The organism is Gordonia bronchialis DSM 43247 (assembly GCF_000024785.1).
In the GTDB taxonomy this organism is placed as follows: domain Bacteria; phylum Actinomycetota; class Actinomycetes; order Mycobacteriales; family Mycobacteriaceae; genus Gordonia; species Gordonia bronchialis.
In genome coordinates this window covers 4870479-4895421 of record NC_013441.1, presented here as the reverse complement: position 1 = coordinate 4895421, position 24943 = coordinate 4870479, and the positions used below count along the sequence as shown (strand labels likewise).

At 67.4% G+C, this 24943-nt stretch carries 21 protein-coding genes; 13 read left to right on the top strand and 8 right to left on the bottom strand.

Going from position 1 to position 24943, the window contains the following annotated elements; translation table 11 throughout:
• Positions 1 to 56: 56 nt before the first annotated feature.
• Together GBRO_RS22645 and GBRO_RS22640 are read right to left on the bottom strand one after the other, a co-directional pair.
• Positions 57 to 860, bottom strand: a complete 804-nt coding sequence (locus GBRO_RS22645; protein ID WP_012836181.1) for a family 1 encapsulin nanocompartment shell protein — start codon at positions 858 to 860, stop codon at positions 57 to 59.
• 60 nt (positions 861 to 920) lie between these two features.
• Positions 921 to 1928 carry a Dyp-type peroxidase gene (locus GBRO_RS22640; RefSeq protein ID WP_012836180.1) on the bottom strand — a complete coding sequence of 336 codons (1008 nt, stop codon included), beginning with the start codon at positions 1926 to 1928 and terminating at the stop codon, positions 921 to 923.
• A 187-nt stretch (positions 1929 to 2115) separates the two neighbouring features.
• Here GBRO_RS22640 and GBRO_RS22635 point away from each other — a divergent pair, with 187 nt between their 5' ends.
• Positions 2116 to 2709 (top strand): dihydrofolate reductase family protein, encoded by a 594-nt coding sequence (locus GBRO_RS22635; RefSeq protein WP_012836179.1) that lies wholly within the window; start codon positions 2116 to 2118, stop codon positions 2707 to 2709.
• A 25-nt stretch (positions 2710 to 2734) separates the two neighbouring features.
• On the opposite strand, the gene GBRO_RS22630 is transcribed toward GBRO_RS22635, so the two are convergent.
• Together GBRO_RS22630 and GBRO_RS22625 are read right to left on the bottom strand one after the other, a co-directional pair.
• On the bottom strand, positions 2735 to 4408 hold the full coding sequence (locus GBRO_RS22630; protein WP_012836178.1) for an FAD-binding dehydrogenase: 1674 nt from the start codon (positions 4406 to 4408) through the stop codon (positions 2735 to 2737).
• A gap of 63 nt (positions 4409 to 4471) precedes the next feature.
• Positions 4472 to 5962, bottom strand: a complete 1491-nt coding sequence (locus GBRO_RS22625; RefSeq protein ID WP_012836177.1) for an amidase — start codon at positions 5960 to 5962, stop codon at positions 4472 to 4474.
• A gap of 322 nt (positions 5963 to 6284) precedes the next feature.
• On the opposite strand from GBRO_RS22625, the gene GBRO_RS22620 reads away from it, so the two are divergent.
• On the top strand, positions 6285 to 7244 hold the full coding sequence (locus GBRO_RS22620; RefSeq protein WP_012836176.1) for an alpha/beta hydrolase: 960 nt from the start codon (positions 6285 to 6287) through the stop codon (positions 7242 to 7244).
• A gap of 440 nt (positions 7245 to 7684) precedes the next feature.
• Here the strand turns inward: GBRO_RS22620 and GBRO_RS22615 are convergent, their stop codons facing one another.
• Entirely contained in the window at positions 7685 to 9202 is a 1518-nt protein-coding gene (locus GBRO_RS22615; RefSeq protein ID WP_012836175.1) for a DUF3068 domain-containing protein, read from the bottom strand.
• Positions 9203 to 9328: 126 nt separating this feature from the next.
• A complete protein-coding gene (locus tag GBRO_RS22610; protein ID WP_041920049.1) occupies positions 9329 to 10705 on the bottom strand; it encodes an ABC1 kinase family protein in 1377 nt (458 codons plus the stop codon).
• A gap of 174 nt (positions 10706 to 10879) precedes the next feature.
• On the opposite strand from GBRO_RS22610, the gene GBRO_RS27245 reads away from it, so the two are divergent.
• From GBRO_RS27245 to GBRO_RS22600, 3 genes are all read left to right on the top strand, one after another.
• A complete protein-coding gene (locus GBRO_RS27245) occupies positions 10880 to 11206 on the top strand; it encodes a hypothetical protein (RefSeq protein ID WP_223372788.1) in 327 nt (108 codons plus the stop codon).
• Positions 11207 to 11400: 194 nt separating this feature from the next.
• Positions 11401 to 11883: a hypothetical protein gene (locus GBRO_RS27240; protein ID WP_012836172.1), complete on the top strand. Its 483-nt coding sequence runs from the start codon at positions 11401 to 11403 to the stop codon at positions 11881 to 11883.
• A 136-nt stretch (positions 11884 to 12019) separates the two neighbouring features.
• Complete coding sequence (locus tag GBRO_RS22600; RefSeq protein WP_012836171.1) at positions 12020 to 13066, top strand: NAD(P)-dependent alcohol dehydrogenase; 1047 nt, start codon at positions 12020 to 12022, stop codon at positions 13064 to 13066.
• Positions 13067 to 13072: 6 nt separating this feature from the next.
• Here the strand turns inward: GBRO_RS22600 and GBRO_RS22595 are convergent, their stop codons facing one another.
• Positions 13073 to 13624 carry a dihydrofolate reductase family protein gene (locus GBRO_RS22595; protein WP_012836170.1) on the bottom strand — a complete coding sequence of 184 codons (552 nt, stop codon included), beginning with the start codon at positions 13622 to 13624 and terminating at the stop codon, positions 13073 to 13075.
• Positions 13625 to 13757: 133 nt separating this feature from the next.
• On the opposite strand from GBRO_RS22595, the gene nadB reads away from it, so the two are divergent.
• From nadB to GBRO_RS22565, 5 genes are all read left to right on the top strand, one after another.
• On the top strand, positions 13758 to 15359 hold the full coding sequence (gene nadB / locus GBRO_RS22590; protein ID WP_012836169.1) for an L-aspartate oxidase: 1602 nt from the start codon (positions 13758 to 13760) through the stop codon (positions 15357 to 15359).
• Between the two features lie 228 nt (positions 15360 to 15587).
• A complete protein-coding gene (locus tag GBRO_RS22585) occupies positions 15588 to 16469 on the top strand; it encodes a hypothetical protein (RefSeq protein ID WP_012836168.1) in 882 nt (293 codons plus the stop codon).
• A gap of 444 nt (positions 16470 to 16913) precedes the next feature.
• Entirely contained in the window at positions 16914 to 17210 is a 297-nt protein-coding gene (locus GBRO_RS22580; protein WP_012836167.1) for a metal-sensitive transcriptional regulator, read from the top strand.
• Positions 17211 to 17255: 45 nt separating this feature from the next.
• Positions 17256 to 17468 carry a heavy-metal-associated domain-containing protein gene (locus GBRO_RS22575; protein WP_012836166.1) on the top strand — a complete coding sequence of 71 codons (213 nt, stop codon included), beginning with the start codon at positions 17256 to 17258 and terminating at the stop codon, positions 17466 to 17468.
• A gap of 189 nt (positions 17469 to 17657) precedes the next feature.
• Complete coding sequence (locus GBRO_RS22565) at positions 17658 to 19910, top strand: heavy metal translocating P-type ATPase (RefSeq protein WP_012836164.1); 2253 nt, start codon at positions 17658 to 17660, stop codon at positions 19908 to 19910.
• Between the two features lie 7 nt (positions 19911 to 19917).
• Here the strand turns inward: GBRO_RS22565 and GBRO_RS22560 are convergent, their stop codons facing one another.
• On the bottom strand, positions 19918 to 21405 hold the full coding sequence (locus GBRO_RS22560; RefSeq protein ID WP_012836163.1) for an FAD-binding protein: 1488 nt from the start codon (positions 21403 to 21405) through the stop codon (positions 19918 to 19920).
• A gap of 187 nt (positions 21406 to 21592) precedes the next feature.
• Here GBRO_RS22560 and GBRO_RS22555 point away from each other — a divergent pair, with 187 nt between their 5' ends.
• The 3 genes from GBRO_RS22555 to GBRO_RS22545 all read left to right on the top strand — a co-directional run bounded on the left by GBRO_RS22555 (position 21593) and on the right by GBRO_RS22545 (position 24941).
• Positions 21593 to 23140: a molybdopterin-dependent oxidoreductase gene (locus GBRO_RS22555; protein ID WP_041920048.1), complete on the top strand. Its 1548-nt coding sequence runs from the start codon at positions 21593 to 21595 to the stop codon at positions 23138 to 23140.
• Positions 23141 to 23471: 331 nt separating this feature from the next.
• Entirely contained in the window at positions 23472 to 23807 is a 336-nt protein-coding gene (locus GBRO_RS22550; RefSeq protein ID WP_012836161.1) for a hypothetical protein, read from the top strand.
• 42 nt (positions 23808 to 23849) lie between these two features.
• Positions 23850 to 24941, top strand: a complete 1092-nt coding sequence (locus GBRO_RS22545) for an IS630 family transposase (RefSeq protein WP_012836160.1) — start codon at positions 23850 to 23852, stop codon at positions 24939 to 24941.
• Positions 24942 to 24943 lie beyond the last annotated feature (2 nt).

Here is a 24943-nt window from a genome sequence, read left to right as displayed (position 1 = left end):
TACCGGCAGAAGGAAGCCGGCAGCGATGACCCAACCAGCCGGGAGGACCCGCCAACTCAGCTCGCCGGCACCAGCGGAACCGCCGCCTCGCCGGTGTAGGCGAGGAAGGTGAAGGACTCCTGGAAGTAGAGGTTCACGGTGTCGGCGTCGTGCGAGTCGTAGCCGATGGACACGTCCTGACCGATGGTGAGCTCGAAGTCGCCGCCCCGGGTACTGAGAACAAACGCACCGGTGATGGCGGGAGCCCAGACGATGTCGCCGTCGATGAGGCGCTGGATGTGCTCGCGGACCGGGTAACCGTGGTTCGACGTCTCGTTGACCAGGTTGTAGACGTCGGCCGCGAGAGCGATCGAATACGGGCCGTCGACCGAGGCGAGCTTCAGTGTGGACAGCGCGGCGCTGAACGCCTCCGGATAGTCGCGGACGTCCTCGGGCAGCACGATGGGGGTGGCCGTCGCGGCGGAGCGGATGCCACTGATCCCGGCGGCTGCGTAGCTCTCGAAGATGGCGCGGTCTTCGGCGAGTGCGAGGTCGCGGGCCGCGTCGACCACCGGATCCCAGTCGGAATCCTGTGCGCCGCGATCCACGTCGTCGATGGCTTCCCGGGTCACGGTGAACGGCACCTTCAGCTCCACCAGCGACTGCGTGTGCCGGGTGAAGGCCTGGATGCCGTCAGCGGGTGCGTCGATCTTGGAGCGGTGACCCAGCGTCACCGACGCGGTGTCGAGACCCAGCGGCCCCTTGACGTCGACGAGACGACGGCCGGCGCTGTTGCGCTTGAACGACCGCGCCGCCTCCTCCTCGATCTCGTGCCACGCCGCGTCGGAGATCGGTGCGAGTTCGCGGTGCAGGTTGTTCATGGCGGTCACTCCTGGGTCGATGCGGGTGGGGTCGATGCGGGCGGGGTCGGTTCTGTGAGGTCAGTGCAGGGAGCCGATGCCCAGCGAGCCGTCGGCGGGGCGGACACGCTCCGGCGGTGACTCGACGTCGTCGGTGGGTGGTGCCGGCGGCAGATCCTCGAGGAAATCCATTGTCGGTGCGAAGAACTGCGATCCGGTGACGGCGGTGGTGAAGTCGAGGAGGCGGTCGTAGTTGCCGGGCGGATCGCCGATGAACATCTTGCGCAGCATCTCCTCGGTGACATCCGGACCGGCCGAGTACGCGATGTAGAAAGTCCCGCATTCACCAGCACCCGACACGTCCCCGTAGGGCATGTTGTCGCGGACCACGTCGATCTCCTCGCCGCTCTCGTCTTCGACGACGTTGAGCGCGATATGCGAGTTGGTGGGTTTGACGTCGTCGGCCATCTCGACGTTGTCGAGTTTGGTGCGTCCGATCGCGTCTTCCTGATCCTCGGTGCTCAGCGCGTTCCACGCCCCGAGGTCGTGGATGTAGCGCTGGATCGCGACGTAACTGCCGCCGGTGAAGTCGGGGTCGTCGTCGCCGACGGTGATCGCGTCGATGGCGGCCTGCCCGACCGGGTTCTCGGTGCCGTCGACGAACCCGATGAGGTCGCGCAGATCGAAATAGCGGAAGCCGTGCACCTCGTCGACGACGGTCACCGCGTCACCGAGGGTTTCGGTGAACTTGCGGCCGAGTTCGAAACAGAGGTCGAGCTGATCGGCCTTGATGTGCAACAACAGATCTGCAGGGGTGGCCGGCGCGGTGTGCACCTCACCCTCGTAGGGCACGAAGGGGCGCAGCGAACGCGGTCGCGGACCGTCGAAAAGCCGGTCCCAGGCGTCCGATCCGATGGACACGATGCCCGCCAGCGCGGCTTCCGGCGCTCGGGAGGAGACCGCGTTTGTCAGGCTCGGCACGTCTTCGAGGAAATCGCGGACGGTCTGCTCACCGCCGTCGTTGATGACGAGCACCACGAAGATCGCGGAACGGGTCTTCCGCGTGAGGATGGTCTGCGGCACCGGCACGGTTCCACCCTAGCGGACCACCGTCGGCATCTGTGCCCGGCGTGCCACCGGCATGAATGCGTAGGTGAGGCAACCCTTTTCGGCCATGGACGAGAAACTGATTTCCCCCCCTGTGCATGTTCTGCCACCATGGTCGACGGTCTGCGGCAACGATCGCACCGACCTACGCGAACGGAGGCCATCTGTTATGCGCAAACTCATCTATCTGGTGGCGTCGACAATCGACGGGTACATCGCCGGTCCAGACCGTTCCGATCCGTCGGGCACGATCTTCGAGCTGACCGGCGACCACGCCGAGCCTCTGATGAACGAGTACCCGGAGATGATCCCGCATCACGTCCGGGAGATGCTCGGCGTCGACGGTGTCGAACCCCGCCACTTCGACACCGTGCTGGAAGGCCGGGGCAGCTACGAGAAGGGGCTGGACATCGGCATCACCAACGCCTATCCGCATCTTCGGCACCTGGTCTTCTCGTCGACGTTGGGGGCCATCGACGATCCCGGTGTGGAACTGGTGGCGTCGAACGCGCTCGAACGGGTCCGTGCGCTGAAAGCCGAACCGGGACGCGACATCTGGCTGTGCGGTGGCGGATCGCTGGCCGGTGCGCTACATGAGGAGGTCGACGAGATCCACCTGAAACTCAACCCGGTCATCATCGGTACCGGCGTACCGCTCTTCGATCTGCCCGCCGGCTCCGGGCCGGTACTCGACCGATTCCGGTTGCGCTCGGCGCGGACCTTCGACAGTGGTGTGGCGCTGCTGATCTACACGCGACGGTGACCTGATGCGACGATGATCGACGGCGTTACAGGCGCGCCACCGCCCGCCCCGCCGCCCGGCCGGAAAAGATGCACCCGCCGAGGAAGGTTCCCTCGAGCGCGTTGTAGCCGTGCACGCCGCCGCCGCCGAACCCGGCGACCTCGCCCGCGGCGTACAAACCGTCGAAGGCGGTGCCGTCGGGGCGCATCACCTGCGCGTCGAGGTTGGTCTCCAAGCCGCCCAACGTCTTTCGGGTGAGGATGTTGAGGCGCACCGCGATCAGCGGGCCGTGCGCCGGGTCGAGCAAGCGGTGCGGTTTGGCCACCCGGACCACCTTGTCGCCCAGGTACTGCCGGGCGTTGGTGATCGCCATGATCTGGGCGTCTTTGGAATACTTGTTGTCCAGCTGGGCATCTCGTGCCGAGATCACCCGCTCCACCTGCTGCAGGTCGAGGTCGGGTCCGCGGGCGATCGCGTTCATGCCGGTGACAAGTTCGGGCAGATTGTCGGCGACCACGAAGTCGACGCCGTTGCGTTTGAAGGCGTCCACCGGGCCGGGTGCGCCCTTGGCGAGGCGGCTCTTGACCGCGAATTTCAGGTCCTTGCTGGTGATGTCGGGATTCTGCTCGGACCCCGACAGCGCGAACTCCTTCTCGATGATGGTCTGGGTGAGGATGAACCACGAGTAGTCGTAACCGGTGGCCAGGATGGCCTTCATCGTCGAATTGGTGTCGAAACCGGGGAAATTCGGTGGGGCCAAACGGTTTCCGTTGGCGTCGAGCCACAGCGACGACGGTCCGGGGATGATGCGGATCGCGTGGTCGGGCCAGATGGGGTCCCAGTTGTGGATGCCCTCGGTGTAATGCCACATGCGGTCGCGGTTGACGATGCTCGCGCCGGCATCCTCGGCGATCCCGAGCATGCGGCCGTCGACGTGCGCGGGGACACCGGAGATCATCGTCTCCGGTGCCGGACCGAGGCGTTCGGTGGGCCAGTTGCGTCGGATCAGCTCATGGTTGTGTCCGATGCCGCCGGTGGTGACGATGACGGCGTCGGCCCGGATCTCGAAGTCGCCCACCACATCCCGGCTGGACGCACGTCCCCGCTCGAGGTCGGTGGGGGCCAGGAGCGAACCGCGTACACCGACGACGGTGCCCGACTCCTGGTCGCCGTCGACGATAAGGTCGTCGACCTGGTGGCGGAACCGGAACTCGACCAGGCCGCGTGCTTCGGCCTCGAGGACGGGCTCGGCGAAGACGCGCACCACCTCTGGGCCGGTGCCCCAGGTGAGATGAAACCGTGGGACCGAGTTGCCGTGCCCGTCGGCGAAACCGCCGCCGCGTTCGGCCCAGCCGACGACCGGGGTGATGCGCAGACCGAGGTCGTGTAGATACTGGCGCTTCTCGGTGGCGGCGAACTCCACGTAGGCGCGCGCCCACTGGCGCGGCCAGAAATCCTCGTCGTCGCGGTCGAAGCCGGCCGATCCCATCCAGTCCTGCAACGCCAGCTCGGCCGAATCGTGGATACCCAGACGACGCTGCTCGGGGCTGTCCACCAGGAACAGTCCGCCCAATGACCAGAACGCCTGTCCGCCGAGATTGTTGCGGTTCTCCTGGTCGACGACGATGACCTTGCGGCCCGCCTGCGTCAGTTCATAGGTGGCGACCAGGCCCGCGAGCCCGGCGCCGACGACCACTGCGTCGGCCTGCTGCTCAGACAACGCAACTCCCCTCGTGTTGGTTGAGATAAGAGTAGTGGTCCGGGACACACCACTCGGGGCGAGTCAGACGGAGATGTCGGCGTATCGGCCGAACCACGGCTGCGCCTCCTCGAGCGCCGCGGCCAGGGCGAGCAGATCGCCGTCGGAGCCCAGCCGCCCGACGAACTGCACGCCGAGCGGCAATCCGTCGGCCGTCCAGTGCAGCGGCACGCTGATCGCCGGCCGGCCGGTCAGATTCGCGAGCTGGGTGTAGGGCACCCAGCCGAGGCTCTGGGTGATGAGGTCGTCGATCAGTCCGGCCCGCGCGAGTAGCGAGCCGGCATGCACGCGGGCGATCACCCGCGAGGCGCGTTGCAGGGCGGCCGGCGTGGTGGTCTCCCCGATTCGCAGGGGCGGGGTCGCGAGCGTGGGTGTCAACAGATAGTCGTAGGTCTGATGGAAGGTTTCCAGCGCGAGGACGTGGTTGTTGATGTTGTCGACTGCGGTGAAGGCGGCGACCACCCCGGCCGCCCGGCCGAGTTCGGCAACGGCGAGGGTGTCGGCCTCGAAGTCGGCGTTGGTCGCACCGGTCAGGCGTCGGGCCTCGTCGACGTGCGCGGCGGCCTTGGCGAACCAGATGGTGAGGAAATCGCGGCTCAGCGCGGCATCGTCCTGGGGTGGGGCCACCTCCTCGACGTGGTGGCCCAGCTCGGTGAGCAACGACGCCGCACGTTCCACCGCCGCCACTGCCTCGGGGTGCGGGTTCGGGTTGATCGCCGACACCGTCGAATACCCGATGCGCAGCCCCTTGGGTCGTTCGGTGATCTGGGTGGTGAACGCGACGTCGTGGGCGGGTGTGGGATACACCGACGACGGGGTCGGGCCGGCGATCGCGTCATAGATGGCTGCCGCGTCGCGCACGGTCCGCGTGACGGTGCCCTCGACGGCCATGCCGAAGAGGGGTTCGCCGCCCGTCGGGCCGAACGGGGTGAGACCGCGCGTCGGCTTCAGACCGACGAGTCCGTTGCAGCCCGCCGGGATACGGATCGATCCGCCGCCGTCATTGGCGCCCGCGGCCGGGACGATGCCCGCCGCGACCGCGGCGGCGCTACCGCCCGACGAGCCGCCGGGTGTGTGCCCGAGATTCCAGGGGTTGTGCGCGGGACCCCACAGTTCGGGCTCGGTGATGCCCTTGGACCCGAACTCGGGGGTGTTGGTCTTGCCGAAGATGACCAGCCCGGCGTCGAGGAACCGTTGCACCACGGTCGCGTTCTCGGTGGCGACGTGGTTGCGCAGCGAGCGCGAACCCGACGACGTCGGATAGCCGCGATAGTCCTGGCCGAGGTCCTTGATGAGGAACGGCACGCCGGCGAGGGAACCGGTGAGCCGCGAGGCGTCGGCCACCTGTTCGTCGGCGCCGGCGTCGGTGCGCACGACGATGGCGTTCAAGGAGGGATTGACGGCGTCGGCCCGCTGTCGCGCGAGGGCGAGCAGTTCGGTCGGCGTGACCTCGCCGCGGGCGACGAGATCGGCGAGGGCGGTGGCGTCGAGGGCGAGGTACTCGCTGAGGTTCACGCCAGCCAGCCTAGGGCGTGGGTCACCGAAGCCGACGCAATTCCGTAACGGCACGACGACGCTGCCCGCCCGAAATTCTCAGGCTCGGCGGCGGACTCTCGGACTGCGGTCGATCCACGCTGGTCACGTCGTCGCCGACGTGTCCGGTGTCACACTGGTAATCCGCTTCGGCCGCGTCCTCGCCTTTGCCGGTGCGTTATCGAGCCGTTACACTGCCTCACGACGGGTCCAGACCCGACGAGGGGCCAATACAATCCCCTCAACGAATGCCCTCTGATGCAGGCCCGCCTCAGGGTCTCCAAGGATCGTAAGGAAAAAACGAATGCTGACACGCGCCCGTAAGCGTCTTGTCGCCGGACTCGTGGCCTTGCTGGCCGTGTCGGGTGCGACGCTGGTCGCCGCCCCGCAGGCCTCGGCTGCCAACGGCTGCACCGTCGAGAACGTCCGGTCCAACGCCATGCACCGCACCATCCCGGTGTGCATCATCTCGGCCGGCGGATCGAACAAGCCGACGCTGTACCTGCTCGACGGGCTGCGTGCGCCGAACAACAACAACGGCTGGCTGATAAACACCGACGTCGCGCGGTGGCTCAACGGCAAGGGCGCCAACGTCGCCATCCCGTTCGGCGGTGCCGGCAGCTTTTACACCGACTGGGAGCAGCGCGATCCGGCGCTGGGCCTGAACAAGTGGGAGACCTTCCTCACCCGTGAACTGCCGCGCTACATGGCGGCGCGTCACGGCAGCGACAACCGTCGCAACGGTATCGCCGGACTGTCGATGTCGGGCACCTCGGCGCTGAACCTCGCATCGCGCCACCCCGGCTTCTATCAGGCGGTGGCCTCCTACAGCGGCTACCCGACCGTCACCATGCCCGGCTTCACCCAGGGCATCCAGGTCGCCGTCGCGCAGACCGGTGGCAACGCCAACAACATGTGGGGCGTCTACCCGCTCGGCCAGTGGTTCCAGAACGATCCGTTCCTGAGTGCCAACAACCTCGCCGGCCACTACGTCTACCTGTCGTCGGGCACCGGCCTCGGCAGCCGCTACGACAGCTCGGTCAACCCGACCAGCCCCAACTTCAACCCGGTCCGCTTCTCGCAGATGGTTCCGCTGGAGACCGCCGCTTCGGTGAGCACCCAGCTCTACATCCCGCGTATCGCACTGGTGCCGGGCGTCAAGCTCACCACCAACGTCAAGCCCGACGGTGTGCACTGGTGGGACTACTGGCAGAGCGACTTCAAGCAGTCCTGGCGGACCACCTTCGCCCCGTCGTTCTTCTGAGGCGAACAGTTCTGCTGAACTGAACACGTCGGCGAGGCCGGTCACCTTCGGGTGACCGGCCTCGCCTTTTTGTCCGGACCAGGGTCCCGGCCCGGCGAAATCCGTACGTGGGAGCCGGGCTGGGTGGATAGTGCGGCTGGGTGGGCTGGGGCGCTCACGGTTCGTCGGGCCGGTGTCAGATCTGTACTAGGGAGATGGCCCGGGCGGATAGCGCAGCTTCGGGTGCTGAGGGGTTCAGGCTTCGACGGGGTGCCGGAGGCCCGTCGGGGCGTCGTCGCTGAGACCTGTACTGGCCAGCCGGGCTGGGTAGATAGTGCGGCTGCGGAGGCCGGTGCGTACAGGTTTCGACGACGATGCCCCGACGCCCAAACCTGCACCACGGAGCCAGACCGACCCGGGGGTCACCCCGCCCGCGCCCACATGTACAGATTCCGGAGAAGCTACTCCGCCGGACGCTCCGAGTTCCGGGTGGCGGTGTCGTCGGCAGGTGCGTCCGAAGCGGGGGTGTCGCGGTGGACGGGGCCGAAGTCGTCGGCGCCGGATTCGGCGTGCCGCGGTCCGGACACCTTGGGGATCTGCTCGGTCGGACGCTCCCACGGATTCAGTCCGGCGGGCCGCGCGGTCTCCGAAGGTGCGGTTGCGTCGGGGTCGGCCGGGCGATCCCGGTCGATCACCGCGGTCGCGGCCCCGGCACCGGCGGCAGCACCGGCACCGGGCCGGTCGTCGGTGTCCCGGGGGATGACACGGGTCGGTCCGTCGGGTCCGTCGTCGTCGGGTCCACGGCCGTCGAAGCCGTCACCGTCGTCGGGTCGGGTGTCGTCGCGCCGACGGCCCCGCCAGAACAGGAACGCCCAGGCCGCGAGCAGCACGACGCCGAGAATGCCCAGGATCAGTGGCAACCAGAACCCGCCGAGCTTGAGCAGGTTCTTGTAGTGATTGGCCTTGTCGGCCTGGTTGGCGATGGTCGCATCGTCCCACTGGAACGTCGCCTTCAGCGCATCCATCCGGAAGTCACGCACCGGCTGTGCGGTGGCGTCGCTCTGGTCGGGCGAGCGGAAGTACTGGTGCTGGTCCTCGCGGCCGTCGATGATGGTGCCGGTCTCCGGTTCCACCCACACGTGGCGGGTGGCGGTGGCGTAGCGGTGCATCTCGATGGGGGTGTTGGGGCGGATGCCGCGGCCGGTGATACCCCACCAGCGGGCCGGCATCGTCAGCATCGTGCCGAGCGCGGCGTTGCCCTGGACGTTGGGCAGCTCGGACAGATCCTTCTCCGGGACCTCACTGACGAAGTGGTAGGTCTTGACCCCGTTGATGACCTTCTCGTCGACGAACTTCGCCGGGGCGTCCTGACGCGTGTTGAGGTCGTAGTAGTAGTACTCGCGCTTCTGGACGTCGAAGCCGAACTTGTACTGGAAGCCCTGCCGCTTACCGAGATCCACCGAGACCGTCTTGGGGTCGACCCCTTCCGGGGCGGCTTCGAGCTGCAGCATGCTGACCGTGCCGTTGGGCACGGAGGTCTTGCGGTTCAGCGACACCCGGTCGATGCTCGCGGTGAGCAGGCCGTCGCTGCACTGCCGTTCGTCGCCGGCCGGTGCGACGGTGGGGGCGGTCTCGTTTCCGTCGGCATCACGCACGCGGTCGATGAGCACCGACTGCGCCGACTGGACGGTGGCCTCCCGACGATCTGACGGTTCGATGATGACCGATCGGCGCTGCTGGGTGAGGTGCGCTTCGAGAGTCCGGGCACGGTTCTCCGAGACCGAGCACCGGTCGAAGATGACCGCCGGGAACCGATTGCCGGTGGCGTTGTCGGCGGGCACGGTCGTCGAGACCGACACGATGTCCAGATCGAGCGGGACCACCCGGAGCTGGGGGACCAGCCAGGCGGGGATGGCGATGGCCGCGGTGATGCAGGCAACGCCGAAGAACGCCAGCAGCGCCGGCCCGATACGTCTCATCTGTGACTCCTGTGCATCAGCTCAACGGTCTCACCCTAGGGCATCGAACCCCGGTACCCGTGTGGACATAGGCGGCTCGACGACCGCCGGTGATGAATACATGTGATGACGGACGGGTGCCGGCGATCACCGCTGCCGGGCCCGGTCGTCGCGACGATCGCGTTCGGCCTCTTTGAGGATGCCGGCCATGTAGCCGTAGATCTCCTTGTCCGACATCGCTTTCCATCGCGGTGCGAGCAGCTTCATGTACTTCTCGACGTACAGCAACTGCTTTCCCACCAGGACGAGCTCGCGGGGGAGGCGGGCGTCGTGCGCTTTGGCGACGGCGGCGAGTTGCCGACCGAGGTCGGTGTAGGACATCGAACCGAGATCGGTGGTCGACAACGGCGTGGTGACCTTCTTGATGTCCTCGGCACCGCGCGCGGTCGACCCCGGCTTGTGGACCGCGCCGAGGAGGAAGATGGCACGTCCGGCCGATTCGTAGTCGCCGCGGACGATCAGGTCGACGACGAGTTGCCGCAGGATGCGACGGGTTCGCGGGGTGAAGCGGCCCACGATGCCGAAGTCGAGCAGCACCAGGACGCCGTCGGCGTCGACGAGGACGTTGCCGGCGTGTAGATCACCGTGGAACAGACCGCCGTGGAAAGCCGATTCGAGAAGGGACAGAAGCAGATTGCGGCACAGGGCCACCCCGTCGTGGCCGGCGGCGCGCACCGCGGCCGCGTCGTCGATGCGCACGGCGTAGATGCGTTCCATCGTGAGTACGCGGGTGGTCGTGAGGTCGTCGTAGACCTCGGGGACGCGCACCCTGTTCCCGAAGGGGCCGTCGCGCAGGCAGTCGTACCACTCGCGCATGGTGGCGGCCTCGTTGCGGAAGTCGAGTTCGGCGTCGAGGCCGGTGGCGAAGTCCTCCACCACATGCCGGGCGCTGAGCATCCGGCCGTACTCGGAGATCTCGGCGAGGCCGGCGACGCGTTCGAGGATCGCCACGTCGGGCGCGAGTCGCTCGGAGATGCCGGGCCGTTGGATCTTGACCACCACATCCTCGCCGCTGTGCAGGGTCGCGGTGTGTACCTGGGCGATCGAGGCCGATGCGATGGGTTCGGGATCGAAGGTGGCGAACACCTTCTCCGGGGGGTCGCCGAGTTCTTGGATGAACAGTTCACGCACGACGGCCGGATCGGCGGGGGGCACACGGTCGAGCAGGGACTCGAACTCGGTGGACAGGGTCTCGGTGAACACCCCGGGACTCGACGCGATGAGCTGACCGAGCTTCACGTAGGTCGGACCGAGGTGCTCGAAGGTGGTCCGCACCTCGTGGGCCGCCCGCGCCGCGCTTACTCCGCGGCCACGGATGAGGTCGCCGACGGAGTTGACGACGAATCGTCCGACACCGGCCGCGGCGTGCGCGCTGGTGGCGCCGAATCGGGTGAGTTCAGCGATCGGCGTCACGGGTCGTAACCGTGTACGCCGACCGTCGTCGACAGAACTGTGCATTGTCACTGTCGGCCATTGTAACGGTCGCTGACCGCACCAGACCGCACCCAGCGGTTGAGCCGCCCGGCGGCCAGATGCCCGATATGAGCGTTTCCTGAGATCGAACTGATTGCCCGCTGAGCGCAATCTGACAACGTGGTGTATCACTTATCGACGGGAGGGACGACGAACGGACCACCGATGAGATGCTCGACGACCGGCCGGCGCACGGCCACCCGGCGGCGGGGACGACTTCTGCACGGCACCGTCGCCGTCGCGACGGCATGCCTGCTGGCGTGGACTGGGATGGGCCAGGCGGCCGCGGACCCGAACATCCAGGTTCCCGGCGTCGACGACGGCGTTCCGAACTGCGCGGTACTGCAGCCACGCGCCTTCGCCGGATACATCGGGACGAACGATCCGCGGCCGGCCCGCAAGATGGACGAGAACTTCGCGACCGTCCCGCGAGACTGGTGCAACACGTCGGTCGCTTCAGCCGGCCGCGGTTCGGCAAGCCCAACGGGGTGACGTTCGGCATCCCCGACACCCCGCATGCCCTGTTCCCGTACAACAAGCGGAGATGCTCGCCAAGCCCATCTTCAAGCCGGGTATGACGATGACGATGCGCGTCGGCGGCACCGGGTGGGGTGTGTCGAATCGCTGCATCGACCCGCTCGGCCTCGAGATCGCCTGGTTCATGTGGAACGACGGCAACCCCCTACATGGCCAACACGAGCACGCTCGCCAAACCGATCATCAATGCGCTGGGCATGGACTTCCCGCGCGGCTTCTTCCTGATGACCAAGAAGGCGGGCGAGGTCGTTCCGCAGATCCGGCTGCTGCCGACGAGCTACCTCGACAAAGAACACGACTATGCGGTTGTCCTGGGCCGCAAGTCGGTCCAGTTCTACATCGGCGGTAAGGAGGCCGGCACCGACGTCGCCCCGTTCTACGTCGACGGACGCAGGCGTGGCGGCCCCGGATCGCACTACGGCACCTTCACCAATGCGCCGATCGGCACCTGGTACGACATCTCGCGTCAGCCGGTTCCGTTGCTCGGACAGATGTGGCTCGACAGCGGCTACTGGTTCCCGTTGCCCCTCCCGCAGTGGAACAACCGCTGGCAGACGGCCTACATGAAGCGTTACGTCCAGGGTCCGACGGATCAGACTCCGTTGACGTTGACCAACTTCCGAGGCTGGTAGTCAGTCCCCGTGGGGGCCGTCGCGCTGATCTGTCCGGTCTCCGCGACGGCCCTGTCGTCTGGCCAGGGCCGGGGCGAAGTGACAGGTGATATGCGTCAACTGGCATGAGTGGACGAGCGTCGGCAGACTGGCGGACATGCCCACCACCGTGAACGCCTACATCGCGACCGCCACCGACCAGCCGCTGAGCCCGACCACCATCGAGCGCCGCGATCTCGGACCGAACGACGTCGCCATCGACATCGCCTTTGCGGGCATCTGTCACTCCGACATCCATACCGCGCGCGGCGAGTGGGGACGCACCGCTTTCCCGGTGGTACCCGGCCACGAGATCGCGGGCACCGTGTCGGCGGTCGGTTCGTCGGTGACTCGCCACGCCGTCGGCGACCGGGTCGGCGTCGGCTGCTTCGTCGACTCCTGCCGGGAGTGTGAACCATGCCTGGCCGGTGAGGAACAGTATTGCGTGCGCGGCATGGTCGGCACCTACAACGCGGTCGGGCGCGACGGGCAACCCACACACGGCGGCTACAGCACCGCGATCGTCGTCGACGAGAACTACGTGTGCGCCATCCCGGAGGGCATCGGACTCGACGAGGCAGCGCCGTTGCTGTGCGCCGGCATCACGCTGTACTCGCCGCTGCGGCACTGGCAGGCCGGGCCGGGCAAGAAGGTGGCGATCATCGGCCTTGGCGGGCTCGGCCACGTCGGTGTGAAACTCGCGCACGCGATGGGCGCCGAGGTCACCGTGCTGTCGCAGTCGCTGAAGAAGATGGAGGACGGGCTGCGCCTCGGTGCCGATCACTATTACGCGACAAGCGATCCCGACACATTCCGCACGTTGCGCAACAGCTTCGACCTCATCATCAACACCGTGTCGGCGAACCTCGACATCACCAAGTACCTCGGCCTGCTGGCGATCAACGGCAGTCTCGTGGAGCTCGGTCTGCCCGAGCATCCCATCGAGGTGCCCGCCTTCGCATTGACCGCCAACCGTCGGAGTTTCGCAGGCTCGATGATCGGTGGCATCGCCGAAACCCAGGAGATGCTGAACTTCTGCGCCGAACACAACATCGGCGCCGAGATCGAGGTGATCGCCGCCGATCAGATCAACGACGCCTACGACCGCGTGGTCGCCAGCGACGTGCGGTACCGCTTCGTCATCGACACGGCGACGCTCGGATAGCTCCGCTCAGGCGGTCGCTCGCGGGACATACCTTCGCGCGACGGCCCCCGAGCGCCACTCCTCGGCACCGGTCAGGGTCAGATCGAGGGGGTGGGAGAGTCCGTCGAACGGGCGGGGCCCATGCCCGGCGACGGTCGGGTGCACCACGAACTCGTACTCGTCGATGAGGCCCAGATCGGCCAGGGCCGTCGGCAGTTGCACGCCGCCGACGTAGACGTAGTCACCCGGTCCGTCCTTGATGCGGCGGACGGCATCGGCGAGGTCGCCGGTCATGAGCTGCGCGTTCCAGTCGACCGATGCCAGGGTCGAGGAGGCGACGAACTTCTCGGCGGCATCGATGGCGCGGGCGAACTGCTGGGTCTCGGCGGGCATCGCGTCGGAGTGCGGCGCACGCCAGGCGCCTTCCATCATCTGATAGGTCACTCGGCCGAACAGAAGGGCGTCGGCTCCGGCCAGAACCGACGCCGCATGCGCGTGCAGCTCTTCGGTGGCGTCCACCGCCCGATGATCGACGCAACCGTCGAGGGTGACGTTGATCGTGTACAGGAGTCGCCGCATCTTCGAAGCGTAGCGAGCCGGCGTGATCTCGTCAGGTGTTGCGCCGGCGAGTAAGGTTTTCGACTGGGAATCGAAAACGTGCCTGCGGTGTTGATCCCGACGATGATTTGTCCCGCGTCCCGAGAGGCGAGCGATGAAAACGGAATCTGCCGAGCCAGTGAGCCGTGCCGATCTTGTGGTGGTCGGCGCCGGTGTCGCGGGTCTGACCGCGGCGATCTGCGCGGCCGAGCGCGGCCTGTCCGTGGTCATCCTCAACAAGGGGCCGCGGTGGCGGGCCGATCGGGCCGAGCAGTCGACGTCGACCTTCTACGCGCAGGGCGGCGTCGCCGTGGTGATGCCCGACGTGCCCGGGGACTCGGTGGACCGCCATCTCGCCGACACGGTCGCCGCCGGCGCGGGACTGACCGATCCGCACGCCGCGGGCCCGATCCTCGCCGAGGGCTGGGATGCGGTGGCCGAGTTGATCGGACGCGGCGCGCTCTTCGACCGTGACGCCGACGGCAGGCTGCTGCGCACCCGGGAGGGCGGTCACCATGTGCGCCGCATCATCCACGCGGGCGGGGACGCCACCGGCGCCGCGATCGCGCGTGCGCTGGGCGCAGCGGTCGGCCGCATGGGTGTGGACTGCCGCGACAATGCCACTGCTACTTCGATTCTCGTCGACGACGGGGTGGCTGTGGGAGTCGCCTATCGGCAGCATGGTCGGCGTCACGTGGTGTGCGCGCCGACGGTTCTGCTGGCCACCGGCGGCGTCGGACATCTGTACGCCGCGACCACCAATCCCGCGGGTGCCACCGCCGACGGCGTCGCACTGGCGTTGCGTGCCGGGGCCCTCGTCGCCGACCTGGAGTTCATCCAGTTCCATCCGACGATGCTCTATACCCCGGGAGCCCGTGGTCGGCGAACGCTCATCAGCGAGGCGGTCCGCGGTGAGGGTGGCCGACTCGTCGATGCGTACGGGGAGTCGGTGACGGCGGGGGTACACCCGATGGGCGACCTCGCGCCGCGTGATGTCGTCGCCAACGCGGTGGAGGCGGCGATCGAGCGGACCGGCGCAGCCTGCGTCCACCTCGACGTGCGGGGCGTCGACGACTTCGCCGCCCGATTCCCGACGGTCGCCGCGGGTGTCACCGCTGCGGGCATCGACCTCACCGACGGCCTCATCCCGGTGGTGCCCGGCGCGCACTATCTGTGCGGTGGCGTGGTCACCGACCTCGACGCGAGCACCTCGGTGCCCGGTCTGCTCGCTGCCGGTGAGGTGGCCCGCACAGGTCTGCACGGCGCCAACCGCCTCGCGTCCAACAGCCTGCTCGAGGGACTCGTGATGGGTCGCCGCGCCGCGCGTGTCGCCTGGGTGCGACGGACCGAGCCGGCGGGCGCGATGTGTCTCCCGAAAGAGGCGGCGCCGGTGCTGCGCCGACCCCGACTGCAGGACGCCATGTCCCGGTCGGTGGCGCTGCGTCGGAGCGCCGACGGGCTCGACGAGGTCGCCGCGCTCCTCGCCGACGCCCCGATCCGGGAGCTGACCACGCCGGATGCCGTCGAAGACGCCGGCCTCACGCTGGCGGCCACCGCGGTGGTGGCGGCTGCCCGCGCCCGGGCCGAGTCGCGTGGTGCGCATGTGCGGATCGATCATCCCGAGACCGACGGAGTCGCCGCATCGCGGCATTTCCGCCTGCGCGACGGCTTGGTGCAGGAGGCCGAACTCGCAGGTGCGGCCGCCACGCCGGTCTGAGCGGGTGGGGGTGGCACCGAGGCGGCGTCCTTCGTAGACTGACCCGAGGGATCTCCACACATCACCGACGACGTCGGTGTGCGTTCGCGCAGCGTTCAGGTGTCGTTCACTCCCGGTGGTAGTCGCCGGGAGTCGGTCACCACAAGTGCCGCGGGCGACGCCGGCCACAACGCGGCCGGCCGTCTTCGGGGATTGCGGTGGAGAGCACAGGCGCGTGGAGGGAGCCGTATGAACGGCGAAGGTTGCTGGTCGACGGTGGTGTGCCGCCCTGCCGAGCGAGTGGCGCTCGGCCTTTCCAGCGAGTCCGAGTGGCTGTTGCAATGCCGGCTCGGCATCGGTCATGGCGGCAATCATGCGACGGATGCCAGTGTGCGACCGCGTCACGACCGGCGACTATGGCTGGAGTGGAACGACTTCAACAATCGGGCCCAATCGCTCATCGAGCGCAATCCGTGTCCGGTGCCCTCGCCGGAAGGTGCCGGCTGTGTGTTCTTCGCCGGCCATGGCGGCCCGCACTTCTATGCGCGGACCAACGGGCACGTGCCGTCGGCGATGAGTGCCGGGCAGGGCGGCCATCATGTCGGTGGATATTCGACGCCGGGTCCGCAGACCGGCGGATACCCGGTCACCGGACCTCACTCGGGTGGACCCCAGATGGGTGGATCCCAGATGGGTGGGCAACCGCCGGTCCCGCAGACAGGTGGTTATCCGGTCGCCGGCCCGCCGGCCGGTGCCCACGGGACGCCCGGCCCCGGATACCCCCCGCCCGGCGGCCCGGTTCCGGCGCCGCCGTCGACGCGCACCGGCGCGCACCATTTCCCTGAACCGCCGCGGCCGGTCGGACAGTCAGACGATCCGGCCGCAACCTACCGAGGCGGTCGCCGATCGACCGATGCCGAACCCCCGGCCCCGGCGCCTCGCCTTCCCGAACCCGAGTATCACGGTCGGCGCCGTCGGCCCGACGACGCATCCGACCATGGTTCGGCATCCGACCACGGCTCCGGCGAGATCGCCCTCCCACTCAGTGACCGTGACGCCCGGATCAGCGCCGCCCTCGACGACGTCGCGGCATCGATCGCGAGACTTGCGGAGATTCTGCGCCAGAGCTGACGGGGTTATGCCTCCCTCAATGGGTGAGCTGGTTCTCCGCGTCCCCGCTGGTTGAGTCGGGTCTTCACTTCTGCTGGTTGAGCCGGGTCTTCACTTCTGCTGGTTGAGCCGGCACGGCGAGCGAAGCGAGCCGAGCCGCGTCGAAACCACACGCGAGACATGAACGTCCGCGACCAGCGTGTGCGGTGGTGGTTGCGGATACCGTTGTCTCACTGATGGTTTCGACACGCGTCGAACTCACTACGTTCACCCGTCGCGGCTCAACCAGCAGGTATAAGGTGCGCGTCCGGTCGGCAGGTATGAGGTGCGCGTCCGGTCAGCAGGATGGGTGCGCGTTCGGCCAGGGGGATGGCTCCGCGGGTCCACATACCCTAGGGGGGCAGTGTTCTATGGGAATCGGTGGTATACCGGTAGGAGATACCGCCAGGGGGTATAGGAGCGATCATGGACGAGAAGCAACAGCACGGGTACATCGGGCGCAAAGACGACTATCTGCGTCGCCTGCGCCGCATCGAGGGGCAGGCGCGCGGACTGCAGCGGATGGTCGAGGAGGAGGCCTACTGCATCGACATCCTGACGCAGGTGTCGGCGATGACCAAGGCGCTGCAGGCGGTGAGTCTCGGGCTGCTCGAGGAGCACATGAGCCACTGCGTGATGCACGCCGCGCAGGAGAGTGACACTGCCGGTCAGGAAAAGATCGACGAGGCGATGGCCGCCATCGAGCGGTTGGTCAAGTCCTGACATCCCAACACTCACCACCACTTTCAACCGAGGAGACCAACAGACATGGCAACTCAGACAACCACCGACTACACCGTCACGGGCATGACCTGCGGCCACTGCGTCGCCTCGGTGCGTGAGGAGATCGGCGAGATCCCGGGCGTCACCGGGGTGGACGTGACCCTCGACACCGGTGCCGTGCGGGTCACCAGTGATCGCGAGATCGACCGCTCGCAGATCGCCGCGGCGGTGGCCGAGGCCGGCTATCAGCTGACGTGAGTCGATGGCGATGAAGGTCACGGCCTATCTCGGAGCGCTCATCGTGGTGTGCGCGATCGCTTTCGGTATCGGATACGCGTGGGGGCCGGAAGTGGATACCGCTCCGGCGCACGGAAATTCGCACACCGTCGGTGATACCGGGCCCACCGGAGGGCATCAGCACGATCCCGACACGGGGAAGGAGCCGTCATGAGCACCGAGTCCCTCGCGATCGATCTCGACATCGACGGCATGACGTGCGCATCCTGCGCGAACCGGATAGAACGCAAACTCAACAAGATCGACGGAGTCACCGCATCGGTCAACTACGCCACCGAACGCGCGCACGTCCAGGTCCCCGACGGTGTCGGGACCGACGAACTCATCGACGTGGTCCGGGCCGCCGGATACGACGCCGCGCCCGTTGACGACCCGCGCGCCGTGTCCCCGCCCGTCGACGACCACGGTCAACGCCCGGATGCCGAACTCGATGCACTGCGCCAGCGGCTCATCGTGTCCGCGGTGCTCTCCATCCCGGTGATCGCGCTGGCGATGATCCCGGCGCTGCAATTCACCTACTGGCAATGGCTTTCTCTGACCCTCGCGGCGCCGGTCGTCGTGTGGGGTGCCTACCCGTTCCACCGCGCGGCGTGGATCAACCTGCGTCACGGCGCCACCACGATGGACACGCTGGTGTCCATCGGCACCCTGGCCGCCTTCGGCTGGTCGCTGTATGCGCTGTTCCTCGGAACCGCCGGAACCCCCGGTCTCACACACGGATTCGACTTCCTACCGCAACGCGCCGACGGGTCGTCGCACATCTACCTGGAGGCCGCGGCCGGGGTCACCACATTCCTGCTTGCCGGGCGCTATTTCGAGAAGCGATCCAAACGCCGCGCCGGGGACGCGCTGCGCGCGCTGATGGACCTCGGCGCCAAGGAGGTGTCGGTTCGCCGCGACGGCCGGGAGTCGCGAATCCCCATCGGCCAGTTGGCCGTCGGCGATGAATTCGTCGTCCGCCCGGGCGAGAAGATCGCCACCGACGGCATGGTGATCGACGGAGCGTCGGCCGTCGACGCGTCGATGGTGACCGGCGAATCCGTGCCGGCCGAGGTCACCGTGGGCGACGACGTGGTGGGTGCCACGGTCAACACCAGCGGCCGACTCGTCGTGCGCGCCACCGCGGTCGGCGCCGACACCGCCCTGGCACAGATGGCCGCGATGGTCACCGCTGCGCAGGAGGGCAAGGCCGACGCCCAACGCCTCGCTGACCGGATCTCTGCCGTCTTCGTTCCCGTGGTGATCGCGATTTCGGTTGCCACCCTCGGCTTCTGGATGGGCGTCGCGGCGCAGGCCGGAATGAGTGGTGGCGACGTGACGTTCGCGTTCACGGCCGCGGTGGCCGTGCTGATCATCGCATGTCCCTGTGCGCTCGGTCTGGCCACGCCCACTGCCCTGATGGTGGGTACGGGTCGCGGTGCGCAACTGGGCATTCTGCTGAAGGGACCCGAGGTGCTGGAGTCGACGCGCCGCGTCGACGTGATCGTGCTGGACAAGACCGGCACGGTGACCACCGGCGATATGACCGTGTCGGAGATCATCTCCGCCGACGGTCACGACGAGACCGAGGTGCTGATCGCGGCTGCCGCCGTCGAATCCGCGTCCGAACACCCGATCGCCGCCGCGATTGTCACTGCTGCGCAAGATGTTCCGGTACCTGCCGTCGAGAACTTCACGTCAACGCAGGGTGTTGGGGTGTCGGGTCGCGTCAACGGCCGTGAGATCGTGGTGACCGCGCCGGATCGTGCACCGGGCGCTCTCGACGCAGATCTGGCGGAGGTAGTGGATCGCGCGCAGCGGCGCGGGGGTACCGTGGTTGTCGTGTCCGCCGATGGAAAGCCGTTGGGCGCCATCGTCGTTGAAGATCGGGTGAAAGCGTCGTCGGCTGCTGCGATCGTCGAGTTCCGCCGTCTCGGGCTGACGCCGATGCTGCTCACCGGGGACAACGAGGGTGCCGCGCGGCACGCGGCCCAACAGGTCGGGATCGACGACGTGACCGCCGGAGTGTCCCCCGAGGGCAAGCTCGGCGTGATCAAAGAACTGCAATCACAGGGTCATTCGGTCGCGATGGTCGGCGACGGCATCAACGACGCCGCCGCTCTCGCGCAGGCCGACCTCGGCCTCGCGATGGGAACCGGCACCGACGTCGCCATCGCGGCCAGTGACCTCACGGTGGTGAGCGGCGACCTGCGGGTGGTGGGCGACGCGATCCGGCTGGCACGCCGCACCCTGGGCACCATCAAGGGAAATCTCTTCTGGGCCTTCGGCTACAACGTCGCGGCCATCCCGCTGGCCGCGGCCGGCTTGCTCAACCCGATGATCGCCGGTGCGGCGATGGCGTTGTCGTCGGTGTTCGTCGTCGGCAACAGCCTGCGACTGCGGAGGTTTGCGCCGAACAGGTAGCCGCGCGTCAGTGGGCTCGCGCAGCAGTGGGGCTGCCCGCCCGTGCGGCCGCGTGCCTGCCGGCCCGCCGCCCGAAGTACGACCCTTCGCCGAGTTGCGTTCCGCTGCAATAGCCCTTGCAGTCCTGGGCGATGTTCGACGCCGACGCCCCGGCCGCGTACAGGCCCTCGATCACGCGTCCGGCGTCGTCGAGGACCTCGCCGTCGACCGACGTCGCCATGCCGCCCATGGTGAAGCCGGCGTACATCGCCTTGCCGAGGGACAGGTTGTAGGCCGCCCAGGGGCCGGTGTCCTGCGGCTCGAGGAACTCGGCTGCCTTGTGGAAGTCGGGGTCTTCGCCGTTGGCGGCATTCTCGTTGTAGCGCTTGAGTGTTGCGACGAGCTTGCCCTCCGGGATGCCGAGATCCCGTTCCATCTCCTCGACCGTCTCCCAGCCGTCGATGAGCGGCACCAGGTAGTTGCGGTCGGGGTTCATGTGCGATTCGTCGACGATCAGGTAGGCGACGGCGTCGGGCTGTTCCATCACGAAACCGGACGTGCGGGCGTGGTAGGAGTCCTCGGTGACAAAGCGGTCGCCGTCGCGGTTGACGATGATGCCGGTCACCATCGAGGCCGGTGGGTAGATCGGCGCGGTGATGAACGCCTTGTCCATGTACTTCAGTTCTGCACCAACGGATTTACCCATCCGGAGACCGAGGCCGTCGTCGTAGGTGTTGCCGAGGACGAAGGGCTTCTCGGCGAGGTGCGGGGTGTTGGCGGCGACCATGTCCGGGTTCATCACGAATCCGCCGGCCGCGATGATCACCGAACGTGCCCTGATCACCCCCTCCTCGCCGGGACGCTTCCAGACCACCCCGGCCACCGCACCGTCGTCGTCGAGGACGAGTTGGCGTGCGCCGGTGTCATATCGAACCTCGGCGCCGAGTTCGGCCAGGCGTTTGACGAGCAGGTCGATCACGAGTGACGCGCCGCCGGTGTCCCCGGGGACCGGGACCTTGTGGCCGCGTGGGGCGGGGTGTGCCATGTCCTTGAACGGCCACACCTTCTCGTTGCCGGTGTACATCAGCCCTTCGGTGCCGGGCTGGATCACCGCCTTCTCGGGGTAGAAACTCCGCTCGAAGGCGAAGCCGAGGCTCTCCAGCCAGGTGAAGTGATCGACGCTGTCGGTGCAGTACGCCTCGATCTTGTCGAGCTCGGGGTCCACCGACACGGCCGTGAGGTACTTGGCCATCTCCTCGGCGCTGTCCTCCTGCCCGGTGGCGACCTGTACCGGGGTGCCGCCGCCGAGATAGAAGAAGCCGCCCGCCATCGACGTGGTACCGCCGGCCGCTGCTGCCCGCTCGAGGAGCAGAACTCTGGCGCCGTGCGCGGCTGCCTCCGCGGCGGCACATCCGCCCGCGATCCCGAACCCGATCACCACGACGTCGACCTCGTCGGAGAACTCGGTCACGCTCGAGAGGGCGACGGTCTCCGGGATTTCTGTGCTAGCTGCCATGGGCACACGATAGCCGGAAACTAGAACGTGTTCTAGTGCTTTGCCAGGGGCCTTGATCGGGCATCGATGGCCATGAGCACGGACCGGCCGCTCGCCGAGGGTGACGAGTGCGGCGTGGGTCGGCTGAATGCCCGACGCGATACCGCCGGCGGAGTAAACCTGCGCCGATTCGGGGGTATCAAGAGGTATGACCAACGTGCACGCGGGTGACGCGAGACTGGCGTTCGCCGCGCTGTCCGGGCTGGTGTCCGTCGGGGCCGCCCTCGCCGTTGGCGAACTCGCCGCCGTCCCGGTGTCGCCGGATGCGTCACCGTATTTCGCGGTGGGCTCAACTGTGGTCGACCACTCGCCGGCCGGCGTCCGCGAGTGGGCGATCAGCACCTTCGGGACCTCCGACAAGGCGGCGTTGTTTGTCGGGATGGGCGTGATCATCGCGCTGCTCGCGGCGGGCTGCGGTGTCGCGGAGAAGCTTCGTCCGCCGATCGGCTCCGTGGTCATAGCGGTCTTCGGCATCGTCGGCGCTCTCGCCGCGCTCGGGCGCCCGAACTCGGCCTGGACTTACGCGCTGCCGTCGATCATGGCGGGCGTCGTCGGCGTGATCGTGTTGCGGGTGCTCGTCGGTCAGCTCGGCGACCACCGGGTCGGTCGCGAAACATCGCCGGGCCCATTGGTTTCCCGGCGGTTCGTGCTGACCGCCGCCGGGGTGGTGGCCGCGGCCGCCGTGGTCGGGACGGTAGGGCGCCGGCTGTTGGCCAGCACCGCCAACGCGCTCGCCGACCGTGCCGGCCTGGTCCTCCCGATCCCGAAGGATCCCGCGCCGCCGATCCCGCCCGGCACCGACATCGGCGTCAACGGTGCCACCCCGTTCGTCACCGACAACAGCGACTTCTACCGCATCGACACCGCTCTGCAGGTCCCCACGCTGACGACCGGCGACTGGTCGCTGCGCATCCACGGCATGGTGGACAAAGAGGTACGGCTGAGCTGGGCCGACCTCGTGGCCATGCCGATGACCGAACGCCTGGTGACACTCACCTGCGTGTCGAACGAGGTCGGCGGCGACCTCATCGGCAACGCGCGTTGGCTGGGAGTTCCGATGAACGACATCCTCCAACTCGCCGGTGTCCGCCCGGGCTCCGACATGCTGTTGTCGACCAGCTCGGACGGCTGGACCTGTGGGACCCCGGTCTCGGCCATCACCGACGGCCGCGACGCGCTGCTGGTGATCGGGATGAACGGCGAGCCGCTGCCGCTCGAACACGGCTACCCGGTACGGCAAGTGGTGCCGGGACTGTACGGCTACGTGTCGGCCACCAAGTGGGTCGTCGACTGGGAGCTGACCACGTTCAGCTCGGCCACTGCCTATTGGACGACCCGCGGATGGTCGGCGCTGGGACCCATCAAGCTGGCGTCGCGAATCGACCGGCCGACGGGCAACTCCAAGCACCCGGCAGGCGAGGTGGTGATCGCGGGCACCGCGTGGGCCCAGCACACCGGCGTCGAGCGCGTGGAAGTGCGGATCGACAAGGGGCCGTGGCAGCCGGCCGAGCTGGCCACCGCCTACAGCGACGACACGTGGCGGCAATGGAAGTTTGCGTGGCAGGCGACCACCGGGGACCACGACGTCGAGTGTCGGGCCATCGACAAGGCCGGGCACGCCCAGATCGAAGACAACGCATCACCCGCGCCGGACGGGGCCACCGGGCTGGACGGTCGTACCTATACGATCACCTGATCGTACGAATCCCTCGATAAAAGCCCAGGTGGCGGGCGGTCGTGTCGTGCGTATCGCACATCGTGACACCCGTGGGCGTATACACTTCGCGCGAGCATCGACGCCGGCCGGCTCGGATAACCGGCAGCGTCGAGTTGTGCTGTGGGGCGGAAGGATTCATTGTGCGTCGACAACTCTGGTTACTTGCTGTCGTGATGACGGCGGGCGCCCTGTTCCTCAGCCCCGGCGCCAACGCGCCGGCCTGCAGATCGGGCCGATCGTCTTCCCGGACATCAATCCGCCGGCGACCATCGACCAGTCGAAGCCGACCCAGGTGCGGCAGCCGGAGTGGATGAAGAACGACGACGGGACGTCCTTGCTGAATGCGGAGCGAGGCGACGTCATCATTCTCATTCCGGGAACCACCGACTACGACGGCGAGGACCAGCTCAACCGGACCCGCGGGATCGGCATGTTCGGGGACCCACCATCGAGTGCGCCGCCGGTGAAGGTCGTCGACTACCCGGCCGCGTTCGGTTTCACCATCGGTGACTTCCCGATCTATCTCGCCGGAACGGGCACGTTCAACGAGTCCGCGTACGAGGGCACTCAGAAGGGTGTGGCGGCAGCCGAAGCGGCCAACGATTCCGGGAATGCGAATCAGAAGATCGTGATCAACGGTTACTAGTGTTCTGAGTCATTAATTTCCGTTCGGTTGTTAGGCTAGGGAATGGCAACCCGGGGTCCGCGAGCAGTGGATATTGTTCTGACCGATGACGAGCGCCGTGAGCTCGAAGGGTGGGCGCGTCGGCGAACGACGGCCTCGGGTTTGGCGATGCGCTCACGAATCGTTCTCGCCGCCGCTGATGGCGGTTCGAATACCGAAGTGGCACAACGACTCGGCCTCAACCGAGGTACCGTGCGGCGATGGCGAGGCCGGTTCGTCGAGCACCGCTGCGAGGGGTTGCTCGACGAACCCCGGCCCGGGCGACCTCGAACCGTCGACGACGAGCAGATCAAAGACCTGATCACCGCGACTCTCGAGACCACTCCGAAGAATGCGACACACTGGTCGACTCGGTTGATGGCTGAGCATCTCGACATGTCGCAGTCAACTGTTTCGCGTGTGTGGCGGGCGTTCGGATTGGCTCCACACAAACAGGATTCGTGGAAGCTGTCGAAAGATCCCATGTTCACCGAGAAGGTCCGCGACGTCGTCGGGCTCTACATGAACCCACCCGAACGTGCCCTGGTGCTCTGCGTTGACGAGAAGACCCAGATCCAAGCGCTCGATCGCACCCAGCCGATCTTTCCCATGCTCCCGGGCACCCCGCAACGGGCCAGCCACGACTACGTGCGCAACGGCACCTCCAGCCTGTACGCGGCGTTGGACATCGCGTCGGGCAAAGTCATCGGTTCGCTTCACTCACGGCACCGCGCAACGGAATTCATCGGATTCCTCCGCAAGATCGACGCCGAGGTGCCCGACGAGCTCGACGTCCACCTGGTCATGGACAACGCCTCTACCCACAAGACGCCCGCGGTCAAACGATGGCTGACCTCGCACCCACGATTCGTTGTCCACTTCACCCCGACGAGCTCATCCTGGATGAACCTCGTCGAACGCTGGTTCGCCGAACTGACCACCAAGAAGCTCCAACGCTCCACCCACCGCACCGTGAGAGCGCTCAACGCCGACATCAGAGCATGGATCGAGACCTGGAACGACAACCCCCGCCCCTACGTGTGGGTCAAGACCGCTGACCAGATCCTCGACTCCATCGCCCACTACTGCACACGAATTAATGACTCAGAACACTAGCA

Coding starts and splice junctions, on each gene's coding strand:
- nadB (WP_012836169.1), top strand. CDS start 13,758: ATGAAAACGGAATCTGCCGAGCCAGTGAGCCGTGCCGATCTTGTGGTG.
- GBRO_RS27240 (WP_012836172.1), top strand. CDS start 11,401: ATGGCCAACACGAGCACGCTCGCCAAACCGATCATCAATGCGCTGGGC.
- GBRO_RS22600 (WP_012836171.1), top strand. CDS start 12,020: ATGCCCACCACCGTGAACGCCTACATCGCGACCGCCACCGACCAGCCG.
- GBRO_RS22620 (WP_012836176.1), top strand. CDS start 6,285: ATGCTGACACGCGCCCGTAAGCGTCTTGTCGCCGGACTCGTGGCCTTG.
- GBRO_RS22575 (WP_012836166.1), top strand. CDS start 17,256: ATGGCAACTCAGACAACCACCGACTACACCGTCACGGGCATGACCTGC.
- GBRO_RS22550 (WP_012836161.1), top strand. CDS start 23,472: ATGAAGAACGACGACGGGACGTCCTTGCTGAATGCGGAGCGAGGCGAC.
- GBRO_RS22645 (WP_012836181.1), bottom strand. CDS start 860: ATGAACAACCTGCACCGCGAACTCGCACCGATCTCCGACGCGGCGTGG.
- GBRO_RS22555 (WP_041920048.1), top strand. CDS start 21,593: ATGACCAACGTGCACGCGGGTGACGCGAGACTGGCGTTCGCCGCGCTG.
- GBRO_RS22560 (WP_012836163.1), bottom strand. CDS start 21,405: ATGGCAGCTAGCACAGAAATCCCGGAGACCGTCGCCCTCTCGAGCGTG.
- GBRO_RS22580 (WP_012836167.1), top strand. CDS start 16,914: ATGGACGAGAAGCAACAGCACGGGTACATCGGGCGCAAAGACGACTAT.
- GBRO_RS22565 (WP_012836164.1), top strand. CDS start 17,658: ATGAGCACCGAGTCCCTCGCGATCGATCTCGACATCGACGGCATGACG.
- GBRO_RS22595 (WP_012836170.1), bottom strand. CDS start 13,624: ATGCGGCGACTCCTGTACACGATCAACGTCACCCTCGACGGTTGCGTC.
- GBRO_RS27245 (WP_223372788.1), top strand. CDS start 10,880: ATGAGATGCTCGACGACCGGCCGGCGCACGGCCACCCGGCGGCGGGGA.
- GBRO_RS22615 (WP_012836175.1), bottom strand. CDS start 9,202: ATGAGACGTATCGGGCCGGCGCTGCTGGCGTTCTTCGGCGTTGCCTGC.
- GBRO_RS22635 (WP_012836179.1), top strand. CDS start 2,116: ATGCGCAAACTCATCTATCTGGTGGCGTCGACAATCGACGGGTACATC.
- GBRO_RS22545 (WP_012836160.1), top strand. CDS start 23,850: ATGGCAACCCGGGGTCCGCGAGCAGTGGATATTGTTCTGACCGATGAC.
- GBRO_RS22585 (WP_012836168.1), top strand. CDS start 15,588: ATGAACGGCGAAGGTTGCTGGTCGACGGTGGTGTGCCGCCCTGCCGAG.